General features: G+C 56.2%; 23 protein-coding genes, 4 tRNA genes, 1 other RNA gene and 1 pseudogene. 7 read left to right on the top strand and 22 right to left on the bottom strand.

The window, feature by feature from the left end; genetic code table 11:
* Positions 1-81: 81 nt before the first annotated feature.
* The 4 genes from ACUUL3_RS02190 to ACUUL3_RS02175 all read right to left on the bottom strand — a co-directional run bounded on the left by ACUUL3_RS02190 (position 82) and on the right by ACUUL3_RS02175 (position 4660).
* Entirely contained in the window at positions 82-957 is an 876-nt protein-coding gene (locus ACUUL3_RS02190) for a polysaccharide biosynthesis tyrosine autokinase (RefSeq protein ID WP_448554149.1), read from the bottom strand.
* Between the two features lie 83 nt (positions 958-1040).
* Complete coding sequence (locus ACUUL3_RS02185) at positions 1041-2585, bottom strand: GumC family protein (RefSeq protein ID WP_448554147.1); 1545 nt, start codon at positions 2583-2585, stop codon at positions 1041-1043.
* Between the two features lie 63 nt (positions 2586-2648).
* Positions 2649-3932 carry a hypothetical protein gene (locus ACUUL3_RS02180; protein ID WP_448554145.1) on the bottom strand — a complete coding sequence of 428 codons (1284 nt, stop codon included), beginning with the start codon at positions 3930-3932 and terminating at the stop codon, positions 2649-2651.
* A 65-nt stretch (positions 3933-3997) separates the two neighbouring features.
* Complete coding sequence (locus ACUUL3_RS02175) at positions 3998-4660, bottom strand: polysaccharide biosynthesis/export family protein (RefSeq protein ID WP_448554143.1); 663 nt, start codon at positions 4658-4660, stop codon at positions 3998-4000.
* Positions 4661-4973: 313 nt separating this feature from the next.
* Between ACUUL3_RS02175 and ACUUL3_RS02170 the strand changes: the two genes are divergently transcribed.
* The 4 genes from ACUUL3_RS02170 to ACUUL3_RS02155 all read left to right on the top strand — a co-directional run bounded on the left by ACUUL3_RS02170 (position 4974) and on the right by ACUUL3_RS02155 (position 9585).
* Entirely contained in the window at positions 4974-7142 is a 2169-nt protein-coding gene (locus tag ACUUL3_RS02170; protein WP_448554141.1) for a tetratricopeptide repeat protein, read from the top strand.
* A 90-nt stretch (positions 7143-7232) separates the two neighbouring features.
* Positions 7233-7928: a metallophosphoesterase family protein gene (locus ACUUL3_RS02165; protein WP_448554139.1), complete on the top strand. Its 696-nt coding sequence runs from the start codon at positions 7233-7235 to the stop codon at positions 7926-7928.
* Positions 7929-8006: 78 nt separating this feature from the next.
* Positions 8007-8849, top strand: a complete 843-nt coding sequence (locus ACUUL3_RS02160; protein ID WP_448554137.1) for a metallophosphoesterase — start codon at positions 8007-8009, stop codon at positions 8847-8849.
* Positions 8850-8997: 148 nt separating this feature from the next.
* On the top strand, positions 8998-9585 hold the full coding sequence (locus tag ACUUL3_RS02155; RefSeq protein WP_448554135.1) for a hypothetical protein: 588 nt from the start codon (positions 8998-9000) through the stop codon (positions 9583-9585).
* 197 nt (positions 9586-9782) lie between these two features.
* Here the strand turns inward: ACUUL3_RS02155 and ACUUL3_RS02150 are convergent, their stop codons facing one another.
* Entirely contained in the window at positions 9783-11315 is a 1533-nt protein-coding gene (locus tag ACUUL3_RS02150; protein ID WP_448554133.1) for an AAA family ATPase, read from the bottom strand.
* Between the two features lie 251 nt (positions 11316-11566).
* On the opposite strand from ACUUL3_RS02150, the gene ACUUL3_RS02145 reads away from it, so the two are divergent.
* Complete coding sequence (locus tag ACUUL3_RS02145; RefSeq protein WP_448554131.1) at positions 11567-11935, top strand: response regulator; 369 nt, start codon at positions 11567-11569, stop codon at positions 11933-11935.
* 126 nt (positions 11936-12061) lie between these two features.
* On the opposite strand, the pseudogene ACUUL3_RS02140 reads toward ACUUL3_RS02145, so the two are convergent.
* Positions 12062-12587, bottom strand: a pseudogene (locus ACUUL3_RS02140) (DDE-type integrase/transposase/recombinase); the annotation flags it as partial.
* 299 nt (positions 12588-12886) lie between these two features.
* Here ACUUL3_RS02140 and ACUUL3_RS02135 point away from each other — a divergent pair.
* On the top strand, positions 12887-13165 hold the full coding sequence (locus ACUUL3_RS02135; protein ID WP_448554129.1) for a type II toxin-antitoxin system TacA family antitoxin: 279 nt from the start codon (positions 12887-12889) through the stop codon (positions 13163-13165).
* The gene (locus tag ACUUL3_RS02130; protein ID WP_448554127.1) at positions 13153-13674 is read left to right on the top strand and encodes a GNAT family N-acetyltransferase; all 522 of its coding nucleotides are present in this window, start codon (positions 13153-13155) and stop codon (positions 13672-13674) included. The genes ACUUL3_RS02135 and ACUUL3_RS02130 overlap by 13 nt, the downstream gene beginning before the upstream one ends.
* Positions 13675-13813: 139 nt before the next feature.
* Here the strand turns inward: ACUUL3_RS02130 and ACUUL3_RS02125 are convergent.
* The 16 genes from ACUUL3_RS02125 to ACUUL3_RS02050 form a co-directional block, all read right to left on the bottom strand.
* A tRNA-Pro gene (locus tag ACUUL3_RS02125) sits at positions 13814-13890 on the bottom strand.
* 84 nt (positions 13891-13974) lie between these two features.
* The gene (locus ACUUL3_RS02120) at positions 13975-14400 is read right to left on the bottom strand and encodes a MerR family transcriptional regulator (RefSeq protein ID WP_448554125.1); all 426 of its coding nucleotides are present in this window, start codon (positions 14398-14400) and stop codon (positions 13975-13977) included.
* A gap of 9 nt (positions 14401-14409) precedes the next feature.
* Positions 14410-14703, bottom strand: coding sequence for an integration host factor subunit alpha (locus tag ACUUL3_RS02115; protein WP_448554123.1), 294 nt, complete (start codon positions 14701-14703; stop codon positions 14410-14412).
* A gap of 4 nt (positions 14704-14707) precedes the next feature.
* Positions 14708-17128, bottom strand: coding sequence for a phenylalanine--tRNA ligase subunit beta (gene pheT / locus ACUUL3_RS02110; protein ID WP_448554121.1), 2421 nt, complete (start codon positions 17126-17128; stop codon positions 14708-14710).
* A gap of 35 nt (positions 17129-17163) precedes the next feature.
* Positions 17164-18174: a phenylalanine--tRNA ligase subunit alpha gene (pheS, locus tag ACUUL3_RS02105; protein ID WP_448554119.1), complete on the bottom strand. Its 1011-nt coding sequence runs from the start codon at positions 18172-18174 to the stop codon at positions 17164-17166.
* Between the two features lie 19 nt (positions 18175-18193).
* Positions 18194-18547 (bottom strand): 50S ribosomal protein L20, encoded by a 354-nt coding sequence (gene rplT / locus ACUUL3_RS02100; RefSeq protein WP_448554117.1) that lies wholly within the window; start codon positions 18545-18547, stop codon positions 18194-18196.
* Between the two features lie 86 nt (positions 18548-18633).
* Positions 18634-18831, bottom strand: coding sequence for a 50S ribosomal protein L35 (gene rpmI, locus ACUUL3_RS02095; protein WP_448554112.1), 198 nt, complete (start codon positions 18829-18831; stop codon positions 18634-18636).
* 135 nt (positions 18832-18966) lie between these two features.
* Positions 18967-19470 carry a translation initiation factor IF-3 gene (infC, locus tag ACUUL3_RS02090; protein WP_448554110.1) on the bottom strand — a complete coding sequence of 168 codons (504 nt, stop codon included), beginning with the start codon at positions 19468-19470 and terminating at the stop codon, positions 18967-18969.
* A 126-nt stretch (positions 19471-19596) separates the two neighbouring features.
* A complete protein-coding gene (gene thrS / locus ACUUL3_RS02085; RefSeq protein ID WP_448554108.1) occupies positions 19597-21537 on the bottom strand; it encodes a threonine--tRNA ligase in 1941 nt (646 codons plus the stop codon).
* A 137-nt stretch (positions 21538-21674) separates the two neighbouring features.
* Positions 21675-21751 (bottom strand) — tRNA-Val (locus ACUUL3_RS02080).
* A gap of 159 nt (positions 21752-21910) precedes the next feature.
* Positions 21911-22519, bottom strand: coding sequence for a recombination mediator RecR (gene recR / locus ACUUL3_RS02075; RefSeq protein WP_448554107.1), 609 nt, complete (start codon positions 22517-22519; stop codon positions 21911-21913).
* Between the two features lie 9 nt (positions 22520-22528).
* Positions 22529-22837 carry a YbaB/EbfC family nucleoid-associated protein gene (locus tag ACUUL3_RS02070; protein WP_448554105.1) on the bottom strand — a complete coding sequence of 103 codons (309 nt, stop codon included), beginning with the start codon at positions 22835-22837 and terminating at the stop codon, positions 22529-22531.
* Between the two features lie 93 nt (positions 22838-22930).
* Positions 22931-24664, bottom strand: coding sequence for a DNA polymerase III subunit gamma/tau (dnaX, locus tag ACUUL3_RS02065; RefSeq protein ID WP_448554103.1), 1734 nt, complete (start codon positions 24662-24664; stop codon positions 22931-22933).
* Between the two features lie 98 nt (positions 24665-24762).
* An RNA gene (gene ffs / locus ACUUL3_RS02060) (signal recognition particle sRNA small type) lies at positions 24763-24861 on the bottom strand.
* 18 nt (positions 24862-24879) lie between these two features.
* A tRNA-Ser gene (locus ACUUL3_RS02055) sits at positions 24880-24965 on the bottom strand.
* 75 nt (positions 24966-25040) lie between these two features.
* Positions 25041-25132 (bottom strand) — tRNA-Ser (locus tag ACUUL3_RS02050).
* Positions 25133-25174: the final 42 nt, after the last annotated feature.

Genomic DNA, 25174 nt, shown 5'->3' with positions numbered 1-25174 from the left:
TTCTCCGGAAGTGGAAGGCCGGACAGCCCCAGCACCCGGGGCCGGATTGGGTTGTGGAGCAGCGGCGGGCGCCGCCGCCTTTCAGGAGTAATAATCTTTGTAGTTGTAGTGATAGCCCGTCTTTTCGCTCAGAAACGCCTTGACCTTGTTTTCCTTATAGGCATTGAAAACTATGCCAATCACCTTTTCCGGGCCAATGGAGTCGATCAACCTCTTGACATGCTCCCGTTTTGCTCCTCCGGAGCGCACCACAATGATGACTCCGTCCACCTGCTGCGCCAGAATGGAGGTTTCCGAGGCGACGATGTTGGGCGGACTGTCGAAAATCACAACGCGATCCGGATAGCGGCCGGCGACCTCGTCGATCAGGACTTTCATTTTTTGCGAATCCAGAAGTTCAGCCGGATTGCGCGGCGGCTTGCCGCTGGGAATAAGGGAAAGCTTGGCTTGTCCTGTTTTTCTGACCAGCAGAGAGAGGTCGACATCGTTGCGCAAATGGTCGACCAGCCCGGTTTCGTTGGACAAGCCGAAAAGCTGGGCAAGGGACGGCCTTCTCAGGTCGCAATCCACCAGCAACGCATGGCTTTCGACCCCTTGCGACAGGGCAACGCCGAGATTCGCGCAGACAAATCCTTTCCCCTCGTGGGGAGCCACGCTGGTCACCAGAATCGTTTTCACCGGAACGCCGGACGGAGGATGCAAAATGGTGGCGCGGAGACGTTTGAATTGCTCGACATATTGAGAGTAAGGGTCTGTGGACATGCGCAGACGCTCATTCCACTTGTCGCCGCAAAACAAGGCGGCAGAAGCCTCTTTCGCCACGCTCCGGACCAGGGGTTCCTCGCCTGCCGCCCGCTCTTCCGCGCCGCCGTTCTCCGCCGTTGTCGGCCTGGCGGCTGCCCAGTCGGCGGTATCAGTGTTAAAAGCTTTTTCAAAAGCTTTTGATAATTTTCCCAAATCAGCTCCCCCAGTTTATAAACAATATCCCTGCATATTCGGTCCCAAGGAAAAGGAAAAGGTCGTGGCAGCCCCCCTTCCAGCTAGATCACCAAGGCTCCCCGATGAAACAGATATGCCAGCGCCCCTCCCAAAAGAACAAACCACCCGGCCAGGCCGCAGTAAACCACCCTGGCAAGGATTTTTTCCTTGCGCCTTTCACCTTCGGTAATGATGAAAGGAACGGCGCACAGCACAGGCACATGCAAATAATTTTCCAACTCGGCGGCATCACGGAAGGAGGTATCAAAAAAATCAAACAGGAAAACCATGCCCACCCCGGACCCCAAGCCCAAGCCGAGAGCGGCCAGCATGATTTTGAGAAAATCGGGCTTGATCGGCTTTTCCGGCAGATACGCCGGATCGATGATCTTAAACTGGCTGCCCTTCTGGCGGCGTTCTAGGCTTTCCGAAGCCTCGGCGTTCAACCCCTGGGCAACGAGATATTCGTAATGTTTTTTCAGTTCTTCATGGTCGCGGGTTATCGCCGCCCATTCGGCCTCGCGAACCGGCGACCTGTCGATCCATTCCTGATATACCCTGATCTGCTGCAGCACCTTGTCGCCCTCGAACCGCAGATTTTTCAAATTGATATCCACGGCCCGCGCCGGCAGGCTGAGTTTGTCCCTGGCGGCGCCGGCTTCACCCTCCCCGGCGGATCCGCCCTGCGCCTTTGCCGGGGCGGCGCTGTTCTCCAGCTCCAGTTGCTGAATGCGCTTTTTAAGCTGCTTCACATCCGGGTGCTCCTCGGTATAGCGCGCCAGCATTTTCTCAAGCTGCTGACGGGCGGAAGCCAGATCATCGGGTTGCTCCGCCGCCTTGCCCGCGCCACCCACGGAAAGACTCAGCATGTCCTTGCGTACCGCGGACTGCTCGGCCACGAGCAGCCGGGTCTGCTCCAGATTATGAATATTCGCCAGAATGGCCTGGTACTGCTCCTGCAAGGCATTGAGCCTCTGCATGTTGGCCGCCCTTTGATCGGGCATTTCATTATAATATTGCAGCTTATAATCCCGCATGATGGCTTCCTTCTTATCCAAAGCCTCCTTGGCCATGCGGAGCTCGTCTTTGATGTAGGCGGTGGTTTCGGTGGCGCGTTCTTCCCGCACCCGCAAGTTCTCCTCAATGAATTTCGAAGCCAGAACATTGGTAACCTGCATGGTTGCCCGCGGGTTGTTCCCATTGAAGGTAACACTGAAAACATTTCCCTTGCTCTGCTGGGAACGGATCTGAATCTGCTTTTCGCGCATCATGGCGACGACATCTTCGATGGGAAGCTTCTCTCTCTGGTCGCGGTACAGGTTAAACTGGTTGATGATGCCCTCCAGGCTGGTCCGGCTCGTCACCTGCTGGCTTACCGTGCTCACCATCTCTTCAATCTTTTTTTCCTCATCGGGAGAGAATTTGGAGGGATTGACCCTTGACTGCTGGTAAATGATCAGGGAGGTGGACTGATACACCTTCGGGGTCATGAGGTATACGGCGAGCCCCGTGGACAAGGAGAAAAGGAGACAACCAAGGATCACCTTATCCCATCTCAGAAGCAACTCCGCATACTTGTCGATTATCTTGTGCTGTTCACTGCTCATGCGCATTCATCCCGTTTTGACTCGTCGTATCCGCGATCCATCCCATCCCATCACGCCCCGGACCTACCACTTCAACAGATCCCGTTCCGTTGAAAGGATGAGGAACACGCGGTTGTCGTCGTACCGATTGGCGGCAACATCCGCGTCCACGTTCACGTAGCTGTATTTGACCGTTGCCTTGTAGTGCTGCCAAAAAGAATAGATCAGGGCGGCATCGGTCCTGAATTCCTGCTCATCCTCTTCGGGAACGCGCTCAAGATAGGTATCCTCCCGGTAAGAACAGGAAAGCACCCCTTGAAGATACTTTAAAAAGTCATGGCTCAAATCCCCTTTGATCTTCCAGAAGCGGCTCACGCCCTGATCAGAGACGCCGCTGAACTGCTGTTCGTCCAGACCGCTCTCCGCGGAGAAGGACAACAGCCCTTTTTCCAGTTCCTCCTGTATCCCCATGCGGAAGTAAAAGGAATCTCTGTCACTGCCGGTATCCCGGCTGAGGAAAGACCCACCGCCCTCAAGACTCAGGGTCATGGTCGGCGAAAGGGAGCGCTCAAGCCCGAGCGTGGCGGTCTGAATATGATAATCCACCTGCAAACTGTCATAATCGACGTCCGTGTAGCCATAACGGCCAAACACCTTCGAAGAAGGCGTCAGATGGTGATACAGATACAGGTCTGCCGCATGCCGGTCCAGATCGTCCGACTCGTCGAACTGGCCGTTGGTATAGGTGTAATCCGCGACACTGGACCACTGATGGTTGAAGCGGTGGGTGATGCCCACCCCCGGGGTATGTTTCACGAAATCATCCTGCCCGGCCTCGCTGTTGTCGAGCACCTGATTCTCGTAGGACACCTTCGCGAAGCTCTCCTGGGCATACTGATACTCAAGTCGGGACAGAAAACTGTTATGGGAATAGCGATTCCGCCCGCGCTTGTCGGATAAACCGAGCAGAACCTCCTCATCCTCATAGGGTTCTTCCGCGCGGCGGAAGGAATCCTGGAGAAAGGTTTTCACATGTTCCGTCCACTTCTTATCGAATCTGGCCAGCAGCGAATGATCAACCCGCTCGTTGTCGGTGCGGTAGCTGTGTACGAGATCAGGGGCGTAGCGAAAAAAATACTCCTGCCGCTTATCGGCGGAAAGAAGGGTTAGGCTCGGAGAGACGCTCGTGGTCCATTCAGTCTCCCTGCCCTGATTCACCCTGTTGATATTTGAATCATAATTCTGCCCGAGACTGATCCCGCCCCGCAAGGTGTTCTCGTTGGCAAAACCGGGAGAGCCGACAGCGAAAACAACCCAAAGAACAGCCGCCCCGGAACCGAAAATCTTCATCTTCCATCTGTCAGTCATCACCCTTCCCCCAATACCATCGCAATATGCCACATCTCCGGACCTGCCCGCAAATCATACCAGAATCAAGGGATAACAATGGTATCCCCGGGAACAACCTGGACGTTCTGCGGCAGATTTTCCCCTGCCAGAACATCCTCATAATTAAAGGGGATAATCCGTTCCCCTGACGGAGAGCGCCGGACGATCATGATTTTTTCCTTTTTCGCCCACTCCAGCAACCCGCCGGCCCTGGCAATGGCCTGCAAAACGGTCACGGGGTAATTCAGCATATACTCGCCGGGTCTGGCGATTTGCCCGAGCACATAATATGCCTTGCTCCGGCTTTCCTGTAAGGTGACGGTTACGCTCGGATCCGCGACAAACGCCACAAGCCTTTTTTTAATCTGTTCGGCAAGGGAGACCAGGGTGGTATCCGCGGCGGCGACATCTCCGACCAGCGGAAGGGAAATGCGTCCGTCAAGACGGACAAAGACGGTTTTCGACAACCGTTCCTCCCCCCACACCGACACCTCAAGGACATCCCCCACCCCAACCAGATACTCCTTCGCCCCACCGGAAGCGGGGGGGGGCTGTTCCGCGGAGATGGCCGACGCCGGAAACGGATTTCCCAAAAACAGCAGACCGAAAATCAGCGGCAGCCAAACATCGGCAAACAGCCTGCCCCGCTTGCCCCCACCCTCTTTCCCGCCGCCAGAAGACCGCACCACCGTCCTGAACCGAAGCATGTTACAATTCCTCCTCACCGGCAGCAATGCCCTGAAACCGGGCCTCCGCACCCTAACACAACTGATATGCCGGTTGTAAAATATAAATTGTTGTGGTTTGATAATTGAGATGTGTGATTTCGGAAACGCCGTTTCATCATGGTTGACAGCATACAACAAATATTAGGTCAATTCTACAGATCTCGTAAAGGGGCACTGCATGGACGCTTTAAAAAAAATGGCTTCATTTTTACTTGTAGCTCTAATCAGTTCCAGCTTATCAGTATCCTGCACAAAACCCGAAGAAAAAAAAGCGGAACATTTCAGGAAGGGAATGGAGTTGGTGACCGCCAATGACCTCAACGCCGGAATCATCGAGTTGCGAAACGCCATCCAGATCGATCCGAAATTTGCGGAAGGGCGATATCGGCTCGGCCTCGCCTACCTCAAAAAAGGCGAGATTGCCGAAGCATTCAAACAGCTTGAAAGAGCGGCCAGCCTTGACCCGAAAAATCACGACGCCCTTCTGAAAACGGCCGAGCTTCTCTTTCTGGCGAAGAAATATAAAGAAAGCCGGGAAAAGGTGGAAGCGCTTTTAAGCGATAAAAAAGATTTTCCCGAAGCGCTCGCCCTGCTCGCGCAACTGGAATTGACGGAGGGCAATGTCGATAAGTCCGAAGAGGCCATCCAGAGCGCCATCCGGTTGAATCCCAGGGAAAACCGATTTTATCTCGTGCAGACCCAGATTCTTGCCTCGGCGAAAAAATTCGCCGAGGCCGAGGCCTCAGCGCAAAAGGCCATCGAGCTTGCCCCCAAACTCGTCAATTACAAATCCCTGGTTGCACTCTACATGAATCAGGGAAAAGTCGCCGAGGCGGAGCAGACCCTGAAAAGCATGACAACCACCTTTCCGGATGACCCCGGCCCCTACCTGGATATGGCGAATTTCAGCATGAACCAGGGTGATGTGCCCGGGGCGGAAAAAAATATCCTGGCCGCCATCGAGAGAAAAAAAGACTCCGCGGATCTTCACGTCATCCTGGCCTCCTTTTATCAACGGACCGGGCAGCTCGACAAGGTGGACGCCGCATACCAAAAAGCGCTTGGCCTTTCCGAGAAGCCCGAGGATATCAAGGCGTTGCTTGCCGACTTCCATTTCGAAACAGGCAAGCATGACATTGCCGGAAAAGAGGTTGCCGAGATAACGGGAAAAAATGCGAAGCATCCCCTGGCCAATCTGGTGAAGGCGAAACTGCTGCTCAAGGAGAATAAAAATACCGACGCCCTCGCCATTCTTGACAACCTCATCAAAGAGCAGCCGAGCTGGGGCGAGGCATATTACCTGAAAGGCGTCGCCCACTTCAACAAGGGGGAAGCCCTTCTTTCGCAGAGTGCCGTGGAAAGCGCGGTCAAATACATGCCCAACAATCCCGACCCGCACACGCTCCTGGCGTACCACCTTCTCCTGAAGAGAGAGTTCGAGGGGGCCGGGCAGGAGGCAAGCAAGGCCTTGCGTCTGAAACCGAACAATTATCGGGCCGCCATTATTCTCGGACAAACCTTTCTCGGCATAGGCGAGACCGACAAGGCTGCCAAACTGTTTGAGGCAATGAACAAACAGGCGCCCGAGAACACGGAAATTCTCTACAATATGGCAATGGCCTACCTTGCCGCAAAGGATGTTAAAAAGGCAGAGACTGCCCTGGAGGGCATCCTCACCCTGCAGCCGAACCACAGCCCCTCGCTTGCCATCCTTACCGCCATGTATACCCAGCAGAATGACTGGGGCAAGGCGGTCCGCAGGGTAAAGGAACAGCTGGGCAAAACCCCGGACAATCCCCATACCCACATTCTCCTTGCCAGACTTTTAGGACAGAAAAAGGATTCCAGGGAAGAAGCACTGGAACTCCTGCGGAAGGCGGAAAAAATAAACCCGGATATACAGCAGATCTATGTCATGACAGCCCAACTGCTCTCAGGGATGGGCAAGATCGACGCGGCCATCGACGAATATCGCGCCTTGCTGGCAAAAAACCACGCCTTCCCCCAGGGCCATATGGCACTGGGCTCCTTGCTCGAACAAAAGGGAGATGTTGCCGGAGCTCTGGCGTCCTACCAGGAAGCACTGAAGCTGAAGCCCGATTTTGCGGCCGCGGCAAACAACCTGGCCTGGCTTCTCAGCCAGGGAGAAAATCCCGACCTGGGCGAAGCATTGCGGCTTGCTCTTCTGGCCAAGGAAAAATTTCCCAATGATCCCTATATTGCGGACACCCTGGGCTGGGTTCATTACAAGAGAGGCTCCTACAAGCTTGCCCTGACCCAGTTTGCCATGGCCGCCGAGAAAGTCTCCGACCATCCCACCATCCGCTACCATCTGGCCCTGGCCCTTAAAGAGGACGGCCAGACCGAACAGGCCAAAAAGGAGATTGAGCGCTGCCTGGCCGGCAAGGCTGATTTTCAGGAACGCGCGGACGCGGAAAAGCTGCTCAAAGAGCTCAGTTAGACAACCCGCTCGGTTTTCCGCCGGGGGGTTGCCGCAATATACACAGACAGGGCCGTATCGGCGGAAAGGCACGCATAAGGCCCGGATAAGATGAAAAAAACCTTTGTCATTGGCGATATACATGGCTGCCATTCCCCCCTGCGACGCCTGCTGGCCCGGACCGAGGCAGTTCCGGCGCGGGACAGGTTCATCTTCCTGGGAGACTATGTGAACCGGGGGCCAAACAGCAAAGAAGTCATAGACGAACTGATTCAGCTTCAGGGAAATTTCCCTGACACGATTTTCCTGAAGGGCAACCATGAGGTCATGCTGCTCGACTATTTAAACGGCCGAGGGCATGACCTTTTTCTTTCCGTTGGGGGCTTGGCGACGTTGAAGAGTTATGGCGCAGGCGGAGAAGGCCCGCCCTTTCACAGCTTCCATTTCCCGGAAAGCCATCGCTTGTTCCTCGAAAACCTCCTGCCTTACTGGGCGGAAGATGATTTCATCTTTGTGCATGCAGGGCTTCAACCCGGGGTCCACCTCAGCCAACAGGATCCCCACTGGTTGTTCTGGGCGGAGCGGGAGAGGTTCATCAACACGAATTTCCCCCCGCCCGAACGGATCGTCTTTGCTCATTTCGCCAACCGCTCCCCCTTGATTATGCAGGACAAAATCGGCATCGACTGCGGCGCCGTCTATGGGGGGCAACTCACCTGTCTTATCCTGCCGGACATGGAATTTATCAGTGAGGATTCACCGCGGTTTTGGCCCCACACGCAACCGGAAAGGCTCTTCTCTCCATGACGGCCCCTTCTTTTCCCGCATCGCGGCCGGGCTCTCTGTTTTCGTCTCTCTCTCGGCCTCAGCCCACCGCCTTTGCCCATGCGTAATAAAATCTTCTTTCTCGCTTCCCTCCTTCTGCTGCTCGCCTCTGCCCATGGGGTCTTCATCGAGGCGCCCTCCTTCCGCGTCACCCGGATCACCATCAGAAACAACAATTTTTTTGCAGCAACCGCCGAGAAGAGGATTGTCCAGATAAGCGATCTCCATCTGGGCACGGCCGGGGATGCCCGGAGCAAAAAACTGCTCGCCGCCATCAGAGCGATACGGCCGGATCTTATATTGCTTACCGGGGATTACGTGCAGTGGTTCGGGGACGACAAAACCTACGAGAGGGCCCTCGCCTTTCTTGACCGGATCGAGGCCCCCCTGGGGGTCTATGCGGTTATGGGCGATGCGGATTACGGCAACTCACGACGCTCCTGCTCCTTTTGTCACGGGTCTGAAACCGACCCTCACCAAAAACCAGGCCACCGGGTGAAGTTCCTGAAAAATGCCTGGGAGATCCTGGAAACGGGAGCCGGCAAGATAGTCGTCTGCGGCTTGAGCCAGGAGCGGGACGCGAAAGGAGACTGGGAAAGGATTGTTGCCTCACGCAACAGGAAGCTCCCCGCGATCATCCTCAGTCACACATCGGAAATCTACTCCCGGCTGCCGGACACGGACGACATTCTTGTCCTGGCAGGGGACACGCACGGAGGGCAGCTTTACCTTCCTCGGTTTGTTTGGCCATTGCTGCGAATGCTGCCGGATCCGACCCATCTTTATGGCCTTTTTTCGGATAATCGAAAGCATCTTTACGTAAGCAGCGGCCTCGGCTCCAGCCATCTTCCCCTCCGGTTGGGCAGGCCGCCCGAGATTGTGGTATTTTCCTTCAAACCATGAGGTTGGGAAACGACAGGGGCGCGGGTCCACCAATTCGCATCGCAATGCCCATGAACGGGAAAGCCGGACCCGCTTGGCCGCATGACGTTGCCGTCCCGGGATGGACGGAGGCGAATGGGCCATGAAACAAAAACGGAGAACAGTCAGGATGGCAACGCGCCCCTCATGCCGATTCGGCCCCATGCTTTTCGGCCTGCTCCTTCTTCTTTCCGCCTGCGATACCAGGCCTGCGTTCCGTTACGATTTCGAGCGGGCAAACGATCTGGACAATCTGGAATGGAAGTGCGGGGTGGTGTACAACATCTCCACGCAGCATGCCAGCCAAGGGGAAAAAAGCCTGGCGATAACCCTCTATCCCCCGCCGGCTGGGGACGGCAGAATCTACCGGGGAGTTATTTTCAGCAACTTCAACGCAGATTGGCGCGACGCAAAACTGCTGCAATTCGAGATGTACAACCCCCAACCGGACCCCATCGAGCTTACCCTGCGCATTGACGACAAAATAGAGGCCCCTTACGAAGACCGCTTCAATAAGGCCCTGCTCCTTGCCCCAGGCCCAACCCGGGTGGAGATCCCACTGGAAACGCTTTTGACTTCAGGAAGTGGCAGGAAACTGGACAGAGGCAAAATTCAACACGTGAGCCTTTTTGCCGTCCGCCCCCGGGGGAGATATCTGCTTTACCTTGATAACGTCCGCCTCACGGCCTCCCGGGAAAACGCACCCGCAGCTAAATGAACCTTGGGAGATTGTCGTGGGCTGTGACGCCGGTGCCGTTGTTGCCGACGCGGGCATCAACCAGGGACGGTCAAGTTCGTGGCCGTTGAGGTGGTTCAGGATTTCCCTTGCGAAGATCAGTGGCGAATTGACTGTAAGCCAGGCTACGCAACCATCTCCTTCAGGGTATGGCCATGGCCAATATGCGCCGGCCGTCATCAGTCTCTGTTGCCAAGAACCTCCACCTCCACCCGCCGCGAAAAGACCTTCTCCCCCCCTTCGCCGACGGCGGCCACCGAAGACACTCCCCCTTGGCCGCTGCTTTGAATCTTGCCGGGGTCAATCCCGCGACCGATCAGAAAATTCCTGATGGCGTTTGCGCGGAACTCCGAAAGTCGCCGATTATACTCCTCCGGCCCCGTGGCATCGGTATAGCCCCGAATGACCACCTGCGTCTCGGGATTGGCCAAAACCCCATCGGCAAGCATCTTCAGTTTCTCAAAACTTTCCTCCTTATCCGGGGTAATGGAGTTCGTGGCAAAGGTGATGGTCACCTTCCGCGGCGCCGGATGGCGTTCTGCCGCCATCTTCTCCGGAGCGGCAGCCTCCCTCGGAGGTTGCTGCCGTTCCACCCCGGGTGGCGTTTGCTCAAGGGGCTTGCTCACCTGAGGGGATTGCGGAGGAGAAGGTTGCGGTGCCGCAACCTCCGCGGCCGGGACACTGACCTTTTTTTCTCCGGAATCCGTCCTGGCGGCCGAAGGAACCGCCACAAGCGGTTTGGCTCCGCCTTTTACCGAAAAAGCCCAGTACCACAGAAGAGAACCGTACATAAAGAGAAGAAGAAACGCGGCAACGACTGAATATTTTTTAAATGCGCCCCTCTTGCCCTCCTCGTCCTTCTTCTCAAAAAGCTCCTTCTTCGCCGCAATATAACCGGACGTGGTGCAGCCGGAGATATCAAGCTCCTCCGCGCTTTCCCGTACAAGCTCCCCGGTTATCTTTTTTACCCCCTTCACGAAACCAGTGAGCAATGCCCGGTCGCAAAGAATGTTGATCAGGCGCGGGTAGCCTTTTGAATGTAAAAAAACCTCCTTGATGGCGTTTTTATCAAAAATTCTTTCGCGGGCGCCGGCCACGGCAAGACGATACTCGATATACTTGCCGACCTCTTCAACCGTTAAGGGCGGGATGTTGAAGCTCGTCGTAATCCGCTGTCGCATCGCCTTGTTCTCCGGCCTCAGCAGGAGACTGTTAAACTCGTTCTGGCCGACGAAGAAAATGTTTATCAGTTTGCTGCCCTCAATCTCGATATTGGAAAGAAGTCTTACTTCCTCGAGCATCTCCTGCTTTATGCGCTGGGCCTCGTCAATGAGGAGAATCACCTTTTTTCCCTTGTAAAAATTCTCCCGGAGAAAGTTCCTGAAGGCGAGAAGGAAGTCTCCTTTGGTGGTGAATTTTTCAGTCAAACCAAAGGCATTGGCAATATAATTAAAAAATTCGAGCTGCTCGAGCCCCGGATCCTGAATGATCGCCACCAGGGTATCCTTGTCGAGCACCCGCAACAGGGCATTGATCAGGGTAGTCTTCCCGGTGCCCACATCCCCCGTTAACAGCAGGAAGCTTTTGTTGTTGAAAATCCCATAGTTCAACGTGGCGAGGGCTTCCTTGTGCTTTTCTCCCAGCCAGAGGAATTTCGGGTCGGTGCTGATCTGAAAAGGATCTTGATTTAAATGGTAAAAAGAATGATACATGCGCCTCCGCCTCTGACAAAAAGAGAAAAAACCACTTCCCGGACACTTTTACAGGGAACATTTTTTAAACACTTGCGTTCTAGCAAAGTATACATGAATTAATTGTTATGTTTTTTAATTATTTTCTGGACATCGCCGATTAATATGCAAACATGAGACATGAAGCGGCCCGGTGCCGGCGCTGGTCCATGTCGACTTTTCACGGGGGAGATCACCAGAAAAATCCCCCCTTTGCCTCTGGAGGATAGACTGTGAAGCGCATACTTGTCATTGATGACGAACCCGGCATCCGGAATCTCCTCAAGGAAATGCTCGAAATAAGCGGCTATGAAGTGCTGGTGGCGGCAAACGGAAACGAGGGGGTTGCGCAGTTTAAAACCTTTCACCCCGACCTCATTATTACTGACATGGTGATGCCGGAAAAAAACGGGATTGAGGCCATCATGGATCTGAAGAAAATCAATCCGGCCGTCAAAATAATCGCGATCTCCGGGGGGGGGCACATCGCCGCGGAAAAGTATCTGATGCTGGCCAGCGCTCTCAATGTGGAACGCACCCTGGCCAAACCTTTTGAGCCCGACCAGATTCTCAGCGAGATTCACGATCTGCTGGGGGAGTGAGATTCTTTACAGCCACCGATCCGACAGTTTTTCTCCTCCTTCCTTTGCCCCGCGCCCCTTACCTTCCTGCTCCAACGTCATGCCGCCCCATCGGAAAGAATCGGTTCCCGGCGCGGCTGCCGGTCATTCCATCGGGGCGTTGTCGTAGCAGTTGCCCTTTCGGCTCATTGAGGATTTCATCTTGAATTGGGCCAGCAACTTCCGGTAGTTGTGAGAACAGTTACCGGCTGCCCCGGACCGAATGGTGAATCAGCCCCGCGGACGGACGCTTTTTTGCCACGGCCCTGAACAGGGACTGCATGACAAGCCCTTTGGTCATTCTCGCACCCAGGGCATACCCCACGATTTCCCCGTTGAAGATATCCGTTAGCCGGATCTGGTTTGGAGCCGTTGCCTCAAATTTCTGTCCAAGCAGATTTTCTGTCACAGGAAGGGAATGCTTTGAGTTGGTCGTGACCTTGAATTTCTGTTTCTGCTTACAACGAAGCCCGAGCTGCTTGCGAATCCGCTTGACCCGGTGAACGCCAACCACAACCCCGTCATGCGCTGCAATGTCCTGCTGTAATCGTTCCGGGCCGCAGGTTTCCCTGGTTCTCTTATGGGCAGCCCGGGTCACCACCTTAAGCCGGGCATCTTCCTGAGCCCGCTGTGACGTTACCAGCTTCCCCGCCTCTTCTCGGAACTCTTTTGTGTATCTCCCTTTGGGAATCCTCTCCATTTTGACACCTCTGTTTTCTGTTTCAAGAAACGGCGCTTTGGTGTCCACTTTTTCCAACCTACATCAAACTCGGTCCATCATCAGGCCTCATAACCTCCGACTGAGCGCCGGATCTCTCCGGCGCATCCTTCCCGTTTCATCCACTTAACCAGCCGGAAATCTCGCCGACATTATGTGTTGACAACGGATATACACATGCGTATATATATTGTATACACAAAGGAGACGATATCATGCCACAAACTGAAGCGCGCATAGCTCCCATCAATATTCGTGCAAAGCAAGCCCAGCGGGATCTTATAGACAAAGCCGCGGCAACTTTGCAAAAAAACAGAAGCGATTTTATGCTTGAGGCGGCTTGCCGGGAAGCAGAAAATGTTTTGCTGGATCAGCGGTTTTTTCATCTGGACAGCGAGGCCTTCGCCGCCTTCCAGGCAACACTGAATGCCCCAGTGGCTGACAATCCGGCTTTGAGAAAACTTTTGGCAAGCAAAGCCCCATGGGAAAAATAACGCCGCCCGCTCCGATCGCCGCCGAGCACACCTTTGCAAATTTTGATTGTGGCGTGGAGTCCCTTAACGAGTGGATCCGGAAATACGCAGTAAGAAATGAAGCATCGGGTGCGTCTCGGACTTTTGTCGTGTGCCAAGGCAATGAGGTTGTGGGGTATTATGCCTTGGCCACTGGAAGCATTACCCACCAGCAGGCTCCTGGCAAAATCAAACGGCAAATGCCGGATCCTATCCCTGTTATGATTCTTGGTCGCCTCGCCGTAGACAAGCTGTGGCAGTCCTCAGGGATAGGGCGAGGGCTTCTGAAAGATGCTCTTTTGCGAACCTTGGCTGTGTCTCATCAGGTTGGGGTTCGTGCTCTCCTGGTCCATGCTTTATCCGATGAGGCAAAAGCCTTTTATCTGCATCACGGATTTTTAGAGTCTCCAATTGATCCTTTTGCGCTTATGCTGTCCCTTCAAGACGCTCAGAAACATTATCGAGAATCTGTGGGGCGATATCCGTCTTGAAAAACGACCTTGTCCCTCGGCGGGATAAGGATACTTTACACACCCGCCCACGGACTTCAGCCAATGGATGCGCTACCCTCAAAAGCTGGACAAATAAAAAAGGGGTTACGATTCGAAAATCGTAACCCCTTGCTATTGCTGGTCGGGATGAGAGGATTCGAACCTCCGGCCCCTTGAACCCCATTCAAGTGCGCTACCAGACTGCGCTACATCCCGACAAATTCATAGACAAAACGGTAAAACAGAAGACCCTATTTAGCATGCCCACTGACGGCTGTCAAGCTGGACTCGCCAGGGCGCTCATCCTTCGAGGATTTTTTTTAAGGCCACAAGCTCCGCCTTGACCTCGGCGAATATCCCGGTTGCACTTGCCGATCCTTCGCCCCCGGACGCCATCGCAGCAGCGGCCCCATCAAGCTCCCCACCCTCACGGGACAAAGCCTTTTTGGCCCCCTGGATGGTAAAGCCTTCATCCTTGAGCAGCCTTTTTATCCTCAGAACGTTTTCAACATCTTCCCGGCGGTAGAGCCGCTGCTTGGAGCGGGCCCGGGCCGGGCTCAACATCTTGAACTCGGACTCCCAGTACCGCAGGACATGTTGTTTGATGCCAGTAATCTCGCACACCTCGCCAATCTTGAAGTAGCGTTTATCCGGGATCTGAACGGGCGATTGCGCCCCTGCTCCTTCCGGACCATCCTTCAGACTGTCGCAAGATGAATCGATCACACCGTTCCTTTACTCGCTGTTCAGCTTCTCCCGCACTACTTTGCTTGGCCTGAATGATACCATGTTCCGTTTGGAAATTTCCATGGTTTCCCCGGTTCGCGGGTTGCGGCCCACCCGTGAGGATTTTCTGCGCACGGTGAAGGTGCCGAACTGCACCAGCTTGATCGACTCCCCCTTGAGCAGGGTTTTCTTCAGCACCTCAAAAACAGCATCAACCATCTCTCCGGCACTCCGCTGAGAAAAACCTATCTTCTCATTGATTATCTGAGCGAGTTCCTTCCTGGTTAGATTGGATCGTTTCATCAAGTTAAGCCTCACGTAACTGACCGTTAAAACGGCCAATCAGCAAATCAATAATTTTCCGGTGTACCTTGCCAACAGTCTCATCATCAAGTGTACGGTCAAAGGCTCGATAGGTGATGGAGATTGCCACGCTCTTTTTCCCCGGCGCAATATTTTTTCCTTTAAAAATATCGAAAACTTCCGTCTTCTCGACAAGCTCTTCCCCGCTGCCGGTGATGGCGGCAAGCATCTCCCCGACAGCAACCCCCTCGGGGACAATCAGGGCCATATCCCATTTCACATAAGGAAATTTCGGCAAAGGCGCAAATTTGGGCACAGCGGCCACAACCCGACTCAAGGATTCAAGGTCAAGATCGCAGAAATAAACCTTTTGCTTGATGCCAAAACCTTTCAAGACCTTGGCCTCACAGGCGCCACACCAACCGATTTCCTTTGCGCCCGCCGCGATTCGCAGCACCGTGCCCGGCTCGGCATAGGGAAGGGCCTCGCCGGCATAAGGGTCATGGGAGATGGAGCGGTCAAGGCGCAGTTGGGCAAAAAGCTGCGCCATTACTCCCTTGACGTCGAAAATATCCACCGCGTCCTCCCCGGAGTAAAGCATCGGGGCGCCGGGATTATGTCGGCCGGTAAGAACGGCCGCCAGACGGAACGGCTCAAGGGGCTGTGCATCTCCCCGGGGATGAAAAACCTTGCCCAGCTCAAAAAGACGGACATCATGAGTCTGGTAGCTGAGGTTCCTGCGCACATTCTCAAGAAGCCCGGGCAGGAGGGAGGTGCGCAGCACGCTCTGATCTTCCGCCAGGGGGTTCAGCAGATGTACCGTTTGCCGGCGCGGATCATCGCCGGCAAGGCCAAGCAGGTCGCAATGCTGGGGAGCAACAAAGCTATAGTTGACCGCCTCGGAAAAACCGAGGGCGGTGAGGGCGGCCGCTGCTTTCTTGCGCATTTCCCGCAGGGTGTCGCGTTCGGGAAAACTCATGGGCACCCTGGGCAGTGAAGTCGGCAGATTGTTGTAGCCGACGATGCGAGCGACCTCTTCAATCAGATCCACCTCGCGTTCGATATCCACCCGAAAACTGGGAGGGGTTACCCGCAGGGTATCGGCGTCGATTTTGTTCACGCCGATTTCAATTCCCGAGAGCGCGGCGGCAATCTCTTCGGCAGAGAGGGGCATGCCCAAAAGACGGCAGGTCCGGCCCACCCTGAGGGTAATGGGCGCCGGCGCAACAACCCCCTCACGAAAATCGACACCGCCGGCGACAATCTCGCCCTTGCCAAGCTCGGCGATAAGCTGCACCGCGCGCTGGAGCGCCCTTGGCACCCCGTCCGGATCAACGCCCCGCTCGAAACGATAGGATGCTTCCGTGCTCATATTGAGCTTGCCGGCGGTGCGGCGAATGCCGATGGCGGCAAAGCAGGCGCTCTCAAGGAGGATATCGGTGGTTTTGGCTTCCACCTCGGAATTTGCCCCGCCCATGACTCCGGCGACGGCAACGGGCCTCTCCGCGTCGCAGATGAGCAGCATCTCGGCATCAAGGAGCCGCTCGACATTATCCAGGGTGGTCAGCTTCTCGCCGGGCCGGGCCTTGCGGACCACGATTTTTTGTCCGCCAAGCTTGTGAAAATCAAAAGCGTGCAGGGGCTGGCCATATTCAAGCATCACATAGTTGGTGATGTCGACGATATTGTTGATGGGCCGCATGCCCACGGCAAGCAGGCGCTGTTGCAACCACCATGGCGAAGGGGCGATTGTGACGTTTCTGATCAGACGCGCGGCATAACGCGGACAATCCGCGGCCGACTCGACCTCAACCCTGAATGGGAGGTCGCTCCCGGCAAGGTCGGCAATTTCCGTAACCGGCGGCTTGATGCGCCTGCCGACCACGCCGCCGATCTCTCTGGCAATACCCAGGACACTGGCGCAGTCAGGCCTGTTGGGGGTGAGATCCACCTCGATCATGGTGTCGTCGAGACGCAGCGCCTCGGCAAGGGATTGCCCGGGGAGAAGATCAGGCGCAAGCTCCATGATGCCGCCCTGCTCTTCGGAAATGCCCAATTCCTTGGCCGAACAGAGCATGCCGGAAGATTCCTGGCCGCGAATCTTTGCCGGCTTGATGGTAAAGCCACCCGGCATCACCGTTCCGGGCAGGGCAATGGCGGTCACCAGCCCGGCGCGGGCATTTGGGGCACCGCAAACCACCCGTTTATTTTCCACCCCGACATTGACCTCGCAAAGCACCAGCTTGTCGGCGTTGGGGTGGGGTTGCACCGATTCGATGCGGGCGACATGGACACCGGTCAGGTCCGGATAGCATGGCGCGCATGCATCGACCTCAAGCCCCAGCATGGTGAGGCGGTCGGCAATTTGCGCAGGCGCAAGATCGGTGTCGATGTATTCGCGCAGCCAGTTGAACGTAAACTTCATAGGTCGTTGCTTACTGTCTTCGTCCGCAAGGGAAATTAAAACTGGGAAAGAAAACGAAGGTCGTTTTCATAAAAAAGCCGGATGTCAGTGATGCCGTATTTCAACATGGCAATCCGCTCAATGCCGAGCCCAAAGGCAAAGCCCGTGAACTCTTCCGGATCGTAGCCGACCTTTTTGAAAACCTCGGGGTCGATCATGCCGGCCCCCAGAATTTCCAGCCAGCCGGTGTGCTTGCAAACCCGGCAACCGGCACCGCCGCAGATGACACACCCGATGTCCACCTCGGCGCTTGGCTCAGTGAAGGGGAAAAAACTGGGCCGAAAACGGATGGCGGTTTCCGGGGCGAACATCTTGGCGATGAAAACGGAAAGCACCCCCTTGAGATCGGCAAAGGAGACCTCCCTGTCCACCAAAAACCCTTCCACCTGATGGAACATCGGCGTATGGGTTATGTCCGAATCGCAACGGTAAACCTTGCCCGGGGCAATCATCCGCAAGGGCGGCTGCTGCACTTCCATGATCCGCGCCTGCATGGGCGAGGTATGGGTCCGCAGCAGAAGGCTGTCGCTGATGTAGAAGGTGTCATGCATAGCCCGGGCAGGATGATGCGGCGGGATATTCAGGGCCTCGAAGTTGTAAAAGTCGACCTCGACATCAGGCCCTTCGGCAACGGCAAAACCCAGGCCTTCGAAAATGGCGCAGACCTCATCCATGACCTGGGTCACGGGATGCAGATTGCCAAAGGGGAAGGCCCGGCCCGGCAGGGTCAGATCAAGAACAGAATCCCTCCCATCCTTGGCGCCGTCGGCAAGCTCTGCTTCTTTTTCGGCAAAAGCGCTTTCGAGTTCCAGCTTGATGTCGTTGGCCAGTTTACCAAGACGCGGCCGCTCTTCAGGGGAAACCTGACCCAGCTGCCTCATCACCGTTGTAAACTGGCCCTTACGCCCCAGATACTGGACCCGGAACGCTTCAAGCCCACTGGCCTCGTTGAGAGCAGCAAGCTGAGCCACGGCCTCCGCTTTCAGGCGAAGAAGTTCTTCTTCCATGGGAGATGGCAGGCCGGAATCAATTGCTGGAAGCGGTCAGATTGGCAACCTTTGCAAAGGCGCTCGGATCAAGAACAGCCAGGTTGGCAAGCGCCTTCCGGTCCAGTTCGACATTGGCCTTCTTCAGGCCGCCCACCAGCCGGCTGTAGGTGGTGCCGTTCTCTTTGGCAGCCGCGCCGATCCGGACAATCCAGAGCTGACGGAAATCACGCTTCTTCTGACGACGATCACGGTAGGCATAGCACAGAGCACGGTCAACGGTCTCAGTGGCGGTCCGGTAAAGACGGTTGCGGCCACCAATATAGCCGCTGGCCAGCTTCAAAATCTTCTTTCTTCTCCGACGCGCTTTGAATCCACGAGTTACTCGAGGCATCGTAATTCTCCTTCATTGGCAATTCATCGGCGGCACAAGGCCGCCCGGGTTAATCAATAAATTTCCACAAAAAACCGCACACCTTCTTACAGGTAAGGCAGCAACCGCTTGATGCCCTTCAGATTGGTATCATCAACAAGTCCGCCCTGGCGCAGATTTCTTTTTCTCTTGGTGCTCTTCTTGGTGAGGATATGGCTGCTGAAGGCCTTCCGGCGCGCAACCTTGCCGGAACCGGTACACTTGAAACGCTTGGCCGCCCCTCTGTTTGTTTTCATCTTAGGCATGGTGTTCTCCCTTTGTCATATCTTCGCCGGCAGTCTCTGCCGCCGACCTGTCTTTCCTTTCCCCCCACCAGCCGCGTGGGGTTTTAGCATGGCAAGCCGCCGGTCGCACGGACCGCTACGGCATTTTCGCTTTACTTATTTCGGGCCGACAAACATGGCCATCTGCCGCCCTTCCATCTTGGGTGGCTGCAGGATGACCGCATCTTCCGCCAATTCCTCGGCAACCTTGTTCAAAACCTCCATGCCAAGAGTATCGGCGTAGACAATCTCGCGACCCCGGAAGCGCAGGGTGATCTTCACCTTGTTTTTCTGTTTCAAGAACTTCTTTATATTCTTGATTTTAAAATCAAGGTCGTGCTTTTCCGTCTTGGGACGCAGCTTGATTTCCTTGACCTCGATGACCGTCTGTTTCTTCTTGGCTTCCTGCTGTTTCTTGCTCTGCTCGTAACGGTACTTGCCAAAATCCATGATCCGGCAGACCGGAGGATCTGCAGTGGCGGACAGCTCGACAAGATCAAGGCCAACGGCCTGAGCCTTGCTCAAGGCTACGGCGACAGGCACGACACCCACCTGCGCTCCCTCTTCATCGATGAGACGAACTTCCTTGCAATCGATCTCTTCGTTAATCCTGGCCCGCACTTCCCGTTCCGGCCGGCCACTCTCTTTTTTTCCTTTAATACTCTTACCTCCGCTCGCTTTGGTCTTGGATCACCGTACTGCCCGCCTGCTTTTTTGCACTAAGAGTACTACCCTACCGCAAACAGCCTAACTATTGCAAGTGCCGGCACGGCCTGCTTCATTTTCCCGGCCAATCAGCGCAGCGAATTCGGCGATGGACATGGCGGGAAGATTCTGACCATCCCGCAGCCGCACGGTCACCTGACGGGATTCGACCTCCTTGTCGCCGACAATGAGCATGTAGGGGATCTTCTGCATCTGCGCTTCACGGATCTTGTAGTTGAGCTTTTCGTTACGGATGTCCTTCTCGATCCGGACTCCGGCCCGACGCAATTCCCGATATACCTCATCGGCATAGGCAAGCTGCGCGTCGGTGATATTCATGATCCTGGCCTGAATCGGCGCCAGCCAGACAGGGAAGGCGCCGGCGTAATGCTCGATCAGCACGCCGAAGAAGCGTTCCAGGGAACCCATCAGGGCCCGGTGGATCATGATCGGCTGGTGTTCCTTGCTGTCTTCTCCGGTGTAGGTCAGCTCAAACCGCTCCGGCAGATTGAAGTCCACCTGAATGGTGGAACACTGCCAGGCGCGGCCAAGCACGTCCCTGATCTTGATATCGATCTTTGGCCCGTAAAAAACACCTTCACCGGGATCGATCTCGAAGGCGAGCCCCTTTTTCTCCAGCGCCAGCTTCAGGGCGTTGGTGGCCTGCTCCCAGTGTTCGTCACTGCCCACATACTTTTCCGGCCGGGTGGAAAGGTAGACATCGTACCGGCTGAAGCCGAAGGTCTTTAAAATATGCAGGTTCAGGTCGAGGATATTAAAAATCTCTTCTTCCAGATGATCCGGCCGGCAGAAGATATGGGCATCGTCCTGGGTAAAGCCGCGCACCCGCATCAGTCCGTGCAGGGCGCCGGTTTTCTCGAAACGGTACACGGTGCCCAGCTCGCACCAGCGCAGGGGGAATTCCCGGTAACTGCGTTTCCTCGTCTTGTAAATGGCGATGTGGAAGGGGCAGTTCATCGGTTTGAGCTGGTAGCTGACCTCCTCGATATCCATGGCGGAGAACATGTTCTCCCCGTAGAAATCAAGATGGCCGCTGGTCTTCCACATGTCGCGCTTGGCGATATGCGGAGTAAAGAGCAGCTCATAATCGTTTTTATAATGTTCCTCCCGCCAGTGATCCTCGATGATCTTCCTGAGCAGGGCGCCCTTGGGCTGCCAGAGGATAAGCCCTGGCCCGACCTGCTCCTGGATGGAGAAAAGCTCAAGCTCCTTGCCGAGCTTGCGATGATCACGTTTTTTCGCTTCTTCCAGCTGCAGGAGATAGGCCTTCAGAGCCTTGGCATCGGAAAAAGCCGTGCCGTAGAGGCGTTGCAGCATCTGCCGCTTTTCGTCCCCGCGCCAGTAAGCGCCGGCCAGCTTGATAATCTTGAACGCCTTGAGCCAGCCGGTATCGGGCAGATGGGGGCCGCGGCAGAGGTCGACGAAATCGCCCTGCCGATAGAGGGAAACGGTGTCGTCGCCAATCTCCCGCAGAAGCTCGACCTTGTACGGCTGACCGGCCTTCTCAAAAAGGGCGATCGCCTCGGCCTTCGGCATGGTTTCGCGGCGGAAGGAGGCGGCGGCGGCGACAATCTCCTGCATCTTCGCCTCGATGCGCTCAAAATCATCCGGGGTGAAGGGCTCGCTCCGGTCGAAATCATAGTAAAACCCGTCCGCCGTGGCCGGCCCGATGGCAACCTTGACCTCCTTGCCGAACAGGGCCAGAACCGCCTCGGCCATGACATGGGCCGCGCTGTGCCGGAGGATCTCAAGCCCCTCAGGGCTCTCGACGCTGACCGGGGAAAAAATGGCGCCCGCCTCGACAGTGGCGGAAAGGTCCACCAACCGGTCATTCAGCCTGACGGCAACGGTCTGCTTGCGCTCCTTGTTGGAAACCAGTTCCTTGAGAGCCTCGGCAACCGTGATCCCCTGCGCAACCGTTTTCTTCTCGCCGCCGGGAAGTGTGAGGGAAATTTCCGCCATAGCCTGCTCTATCCGCCTTTTGCTGTGCATCAAACAAAAACAAGCACATTGACCCTTGTCAATCTGCCTGAACAACGAAGCTCCGCAAGGTTAAGCCATTGCGAAGCCTCTCAACGCCAAGACAATCTGTTTTCTACTGGTAGGCGCGGGCGGATTCGAACCGCCGACCTCTTGCGTGTCGGGCAAGCGCTCTAACCAACTGAGCTACGCGCCTTCAAATACCTATAAAAAAACAACCGGGTTGGCCACCCCGAAAGTCGCAATCACAAAAGCACTAAACGGCAACCAAATACCAGTAATTTCGATGGGTGTCAAGGAGAAATAGTGACGCCCCGATTCCCGCGGGCGGGCAATCCTCCCCCTGGACGACGCCCTACCGGCAGGTATCCTTGCGGGATTCGATGGCCCGGCTCAGGGTGAGCTCATCGGCATACTTGATGTCCATGCCCATGGGGATCCCGCAGGCAAGCCTGGTCACCCTGACGGCGCCCTCCTCCTGCAACCGCTTGACGAGATAGGCGGCGGTCGCCTCGCCCGGCACCGTGGAACTGGTGGCAATGAGCACCTCTTCGACCCTCTGCCTGCGAACCCGTTCCACCAGGGCCTCCACCTTGATCTCCTCCGGCCCGATGCCGTCCATGGGCGAAAGCACCCCGTGCAGAATATGATACTTGCCCTTGAATGCCCCGGTTTTCTCGATGGCCATGAGGTCGGCGGGCTCTTCCACCACGCAGACCAAGCGCCCGTCCCGCTCGCTATCCCGGCAGATGGCGCAGGGGTCTGTTTCGGAAAAGGCGAAACAGTTGGCGCACAGCCTGATGGCACCATGCAGCTCGGCCAGATCCTTGGCAAGACTCTGCGCCTCGCTCGCCGGCCGGCGCATGATGTGAAGGGCAAGTCGGGTCGCGGTTTTCTTGCCGATACCCGGAAGCCGGTTCAGGTCGGTGATCAGTCGGGCCAGGGCCGGGGGCACCACGCTCATGGCATTCCCTTAGAAAAGCCCCGGAATTTTGATGCCGCCGGTGAGCTTCACGGTCTCGGCCTGAATCATCTCCTGCGCCTTGCGCATGGCGTCATTCACCGCCGCCACCACCAGATCCTGCAGCATCTGGGGATCGTTCGGGTCCAACGCCTCCTTCTCGATGGTCAGACTGAGGAGTTCGTGCCGGCCGTTGACCGTGGCGCGCACCATGCCGCCGCCCACCGTGGAACTCACCTGTTTTTTGGCCAGCTCTTCCTGCATCGCCGCCATGCGCTGCTGGAACTGCTGCGCCTGCCTCATGATCTGGTTCATATCCATAAAAGCGCACTCCGCTTGCTAATGCATGCTGCAGAATGAAAATACCCCTGGAGTCCCATCCTCAATTCCGCATTCCCAATTCTTGATTTTCCCTTACCGGCTTCTCGGTCCGGTGCGGATACTGCCGACCTGGCCGCCGAAAATCTCCGTGGCCATCCGCACCAGGGGATCATTGGCCAGGGCCCGCCGCTCCTCAACGGGGCTCTCCCCGTCTTCGCCGGCCTCGCCATCGGTCTTGCTCCCCCGCACGCTGAAAACGACCTTAAAGGCATGCTGAAAAAAGTCCTGGGCAAACTCGGTCAACAGCTTGAGGTTGTCGTGCTCCTGCAGAACCTTGCAATCCGAGGGATCATCGAACTTGAGGAGCAGTTCGCCCCCCTCATCCTTCGCCGAGGCGCAAAGACGGAGCACATGCGCCATCCAGCGCTTGCGCTCCTTGACATACTCGATGAATTCTTCCCAATGCCTGCGCACCTGCCGACCAGACGGGACATGGGCGGCCTGCGGGTCTGCCGGCGCTTCCGCCCCGGCGGTTACAGGCGCGCCTGACGATTCAGTTTTTTTTTGCGCGGCGGGCGGTTCAGGGGCAGGGGCCGGGGAGAACCCGGGAGTAAAACACGGCGCAGGTTCGGCGGCAACCACTCCCTGCCCGGGCACCGCAACGGGAGCCGGCGGCAGCGGCGCCGCGCCGGCCAAGAGCGCATCGAGGCGGCCCAGCAGGGCGGTCACCGGCACGATCTGGCCTGCCTGACTGGCCCGGATAAAGGCCATTTCCATGGCCATGCGCGGCCGGGAGGAATACTGCATCTCCTCGACCCCCTTGAGCAGCAGATTGAAATAATTGTACAGGGTTTCCTGACTGCTCGCGGCGGCAATCTCCTTTAAGGATGCCAGCTCCCTGTCGGAAACATCCAGGAGATCCTCGGGCCTTCCGGCCACCTTGCAAACCAGCAGCGCCCGGAAAAATCCCAGGAGATCATTGGCGAAACGCTTGAGGTCCATGCCGGCGGCATGACCTTTTTCAAAAATATCCAGACATCCGGCCAGATCTCCGGCCAGCAGGGCCCGGGCCAGATTTTCAAAGACCGCCCGGTCAACCAGGCCCAGCACCTGCACCACATCCTCGTCGCGCACCTGATCGCCGCCAAAGGAAAAAATCTGATCGAGCAGGCTCAAGCCGTCGCGCACGCTGCCTTCCGCCTCGCGGCCGATCATCTCCAAAGCCAGCCCGGAGATGGCCACCCCTTCCTGCTCCGCGATCCTGCCGAAAAAAGCGACCAGTTCGGCAAAGGGCACACGCTTGAGTTCATAGCGCTGGCAGCGGGAAAGGATGGTGATGGGGATCTTGTGCAGTTCGGTGGTGGCGAACATGAAATAAACATGGGCCGGCGGCTCCTCCAGGGTCTTCAACAGGGCGTTGAATGCCTCGGTGGTCAGCATGTGCACTTCGTCGATGATGATGATCTTGTAGCGGCCCTTGCTGGGAAAGAAGCGGATGTTTTCCTTAAGCTCCCGGATCTCCTGGATGCCGCGGTTGGAGGCGCCATCAATCTCGTGCAGATCAATGGCGCTGCCGGCCATGACCTCAAGGCATGATTCGCACTGATTGCAAGGCACATCCGGCTCACCCTGCCGGCAGTTCAAGGCCTTGGCCATCAACCTGGCCAGGGTGGTTTTTCCGACTCCGCGCACCCCGGAAAAAAGCATGGCATGGGCGACGCGGTTGCGCCGCAGGGCATTCCGCAAGGTGCGCACCACGGCCTGCTGGCCGACAACATCATCAAAGTTCTGGGGACGCCATTTTCTGGCTAAAACGAGGTAGGACATTTTTCGTGCTCAGGCGGCAGAAACCGAGTTCCGGATTTCCCGGCCACAGGCCCGCGGGAGCGGAATCCGCCCGGCAGCGCCTGGAACCTAAAAAAAATGATAGCCAGGCACCCCTGCGGCACACAGAGTTACTCACTACCGTTGCTTCCTCCCGGACCTGGCGGGGTTCGCGAGACTCTGTTGCGCAGGACCCGGCTATCAAACCGAAAAATATCTGGCGGAGAAGGTGGGATTCGAACCCACGGTACTCTCGTACACACGCGTTCCAGGCGTGCACCTTAAACCACTCGGTCACCTCTCCGGCTTTCTCAACTCGACGGCACATCGGCCGACCGGCACAATGTACAATGCCTGCTCTTTCTTGCAAAGAACAAAATGGCGGAGAGGGTGGGATTCGAACCCACGGACCTGATTTCTCAGGTCAAACGATTTCGAGTCGCTCCCGTTCGACCACTCCGGCACCTCTCCGACCGGTTTGCACCGGAAGGGAAAATCGAAAAATCCGAGGCG

This window comes from Thiovibrio sp. JS02, assembly GCF_053485635.1.
This window is presented reverse-complemented; position numbering and strand designations above follow the sequence as displayed.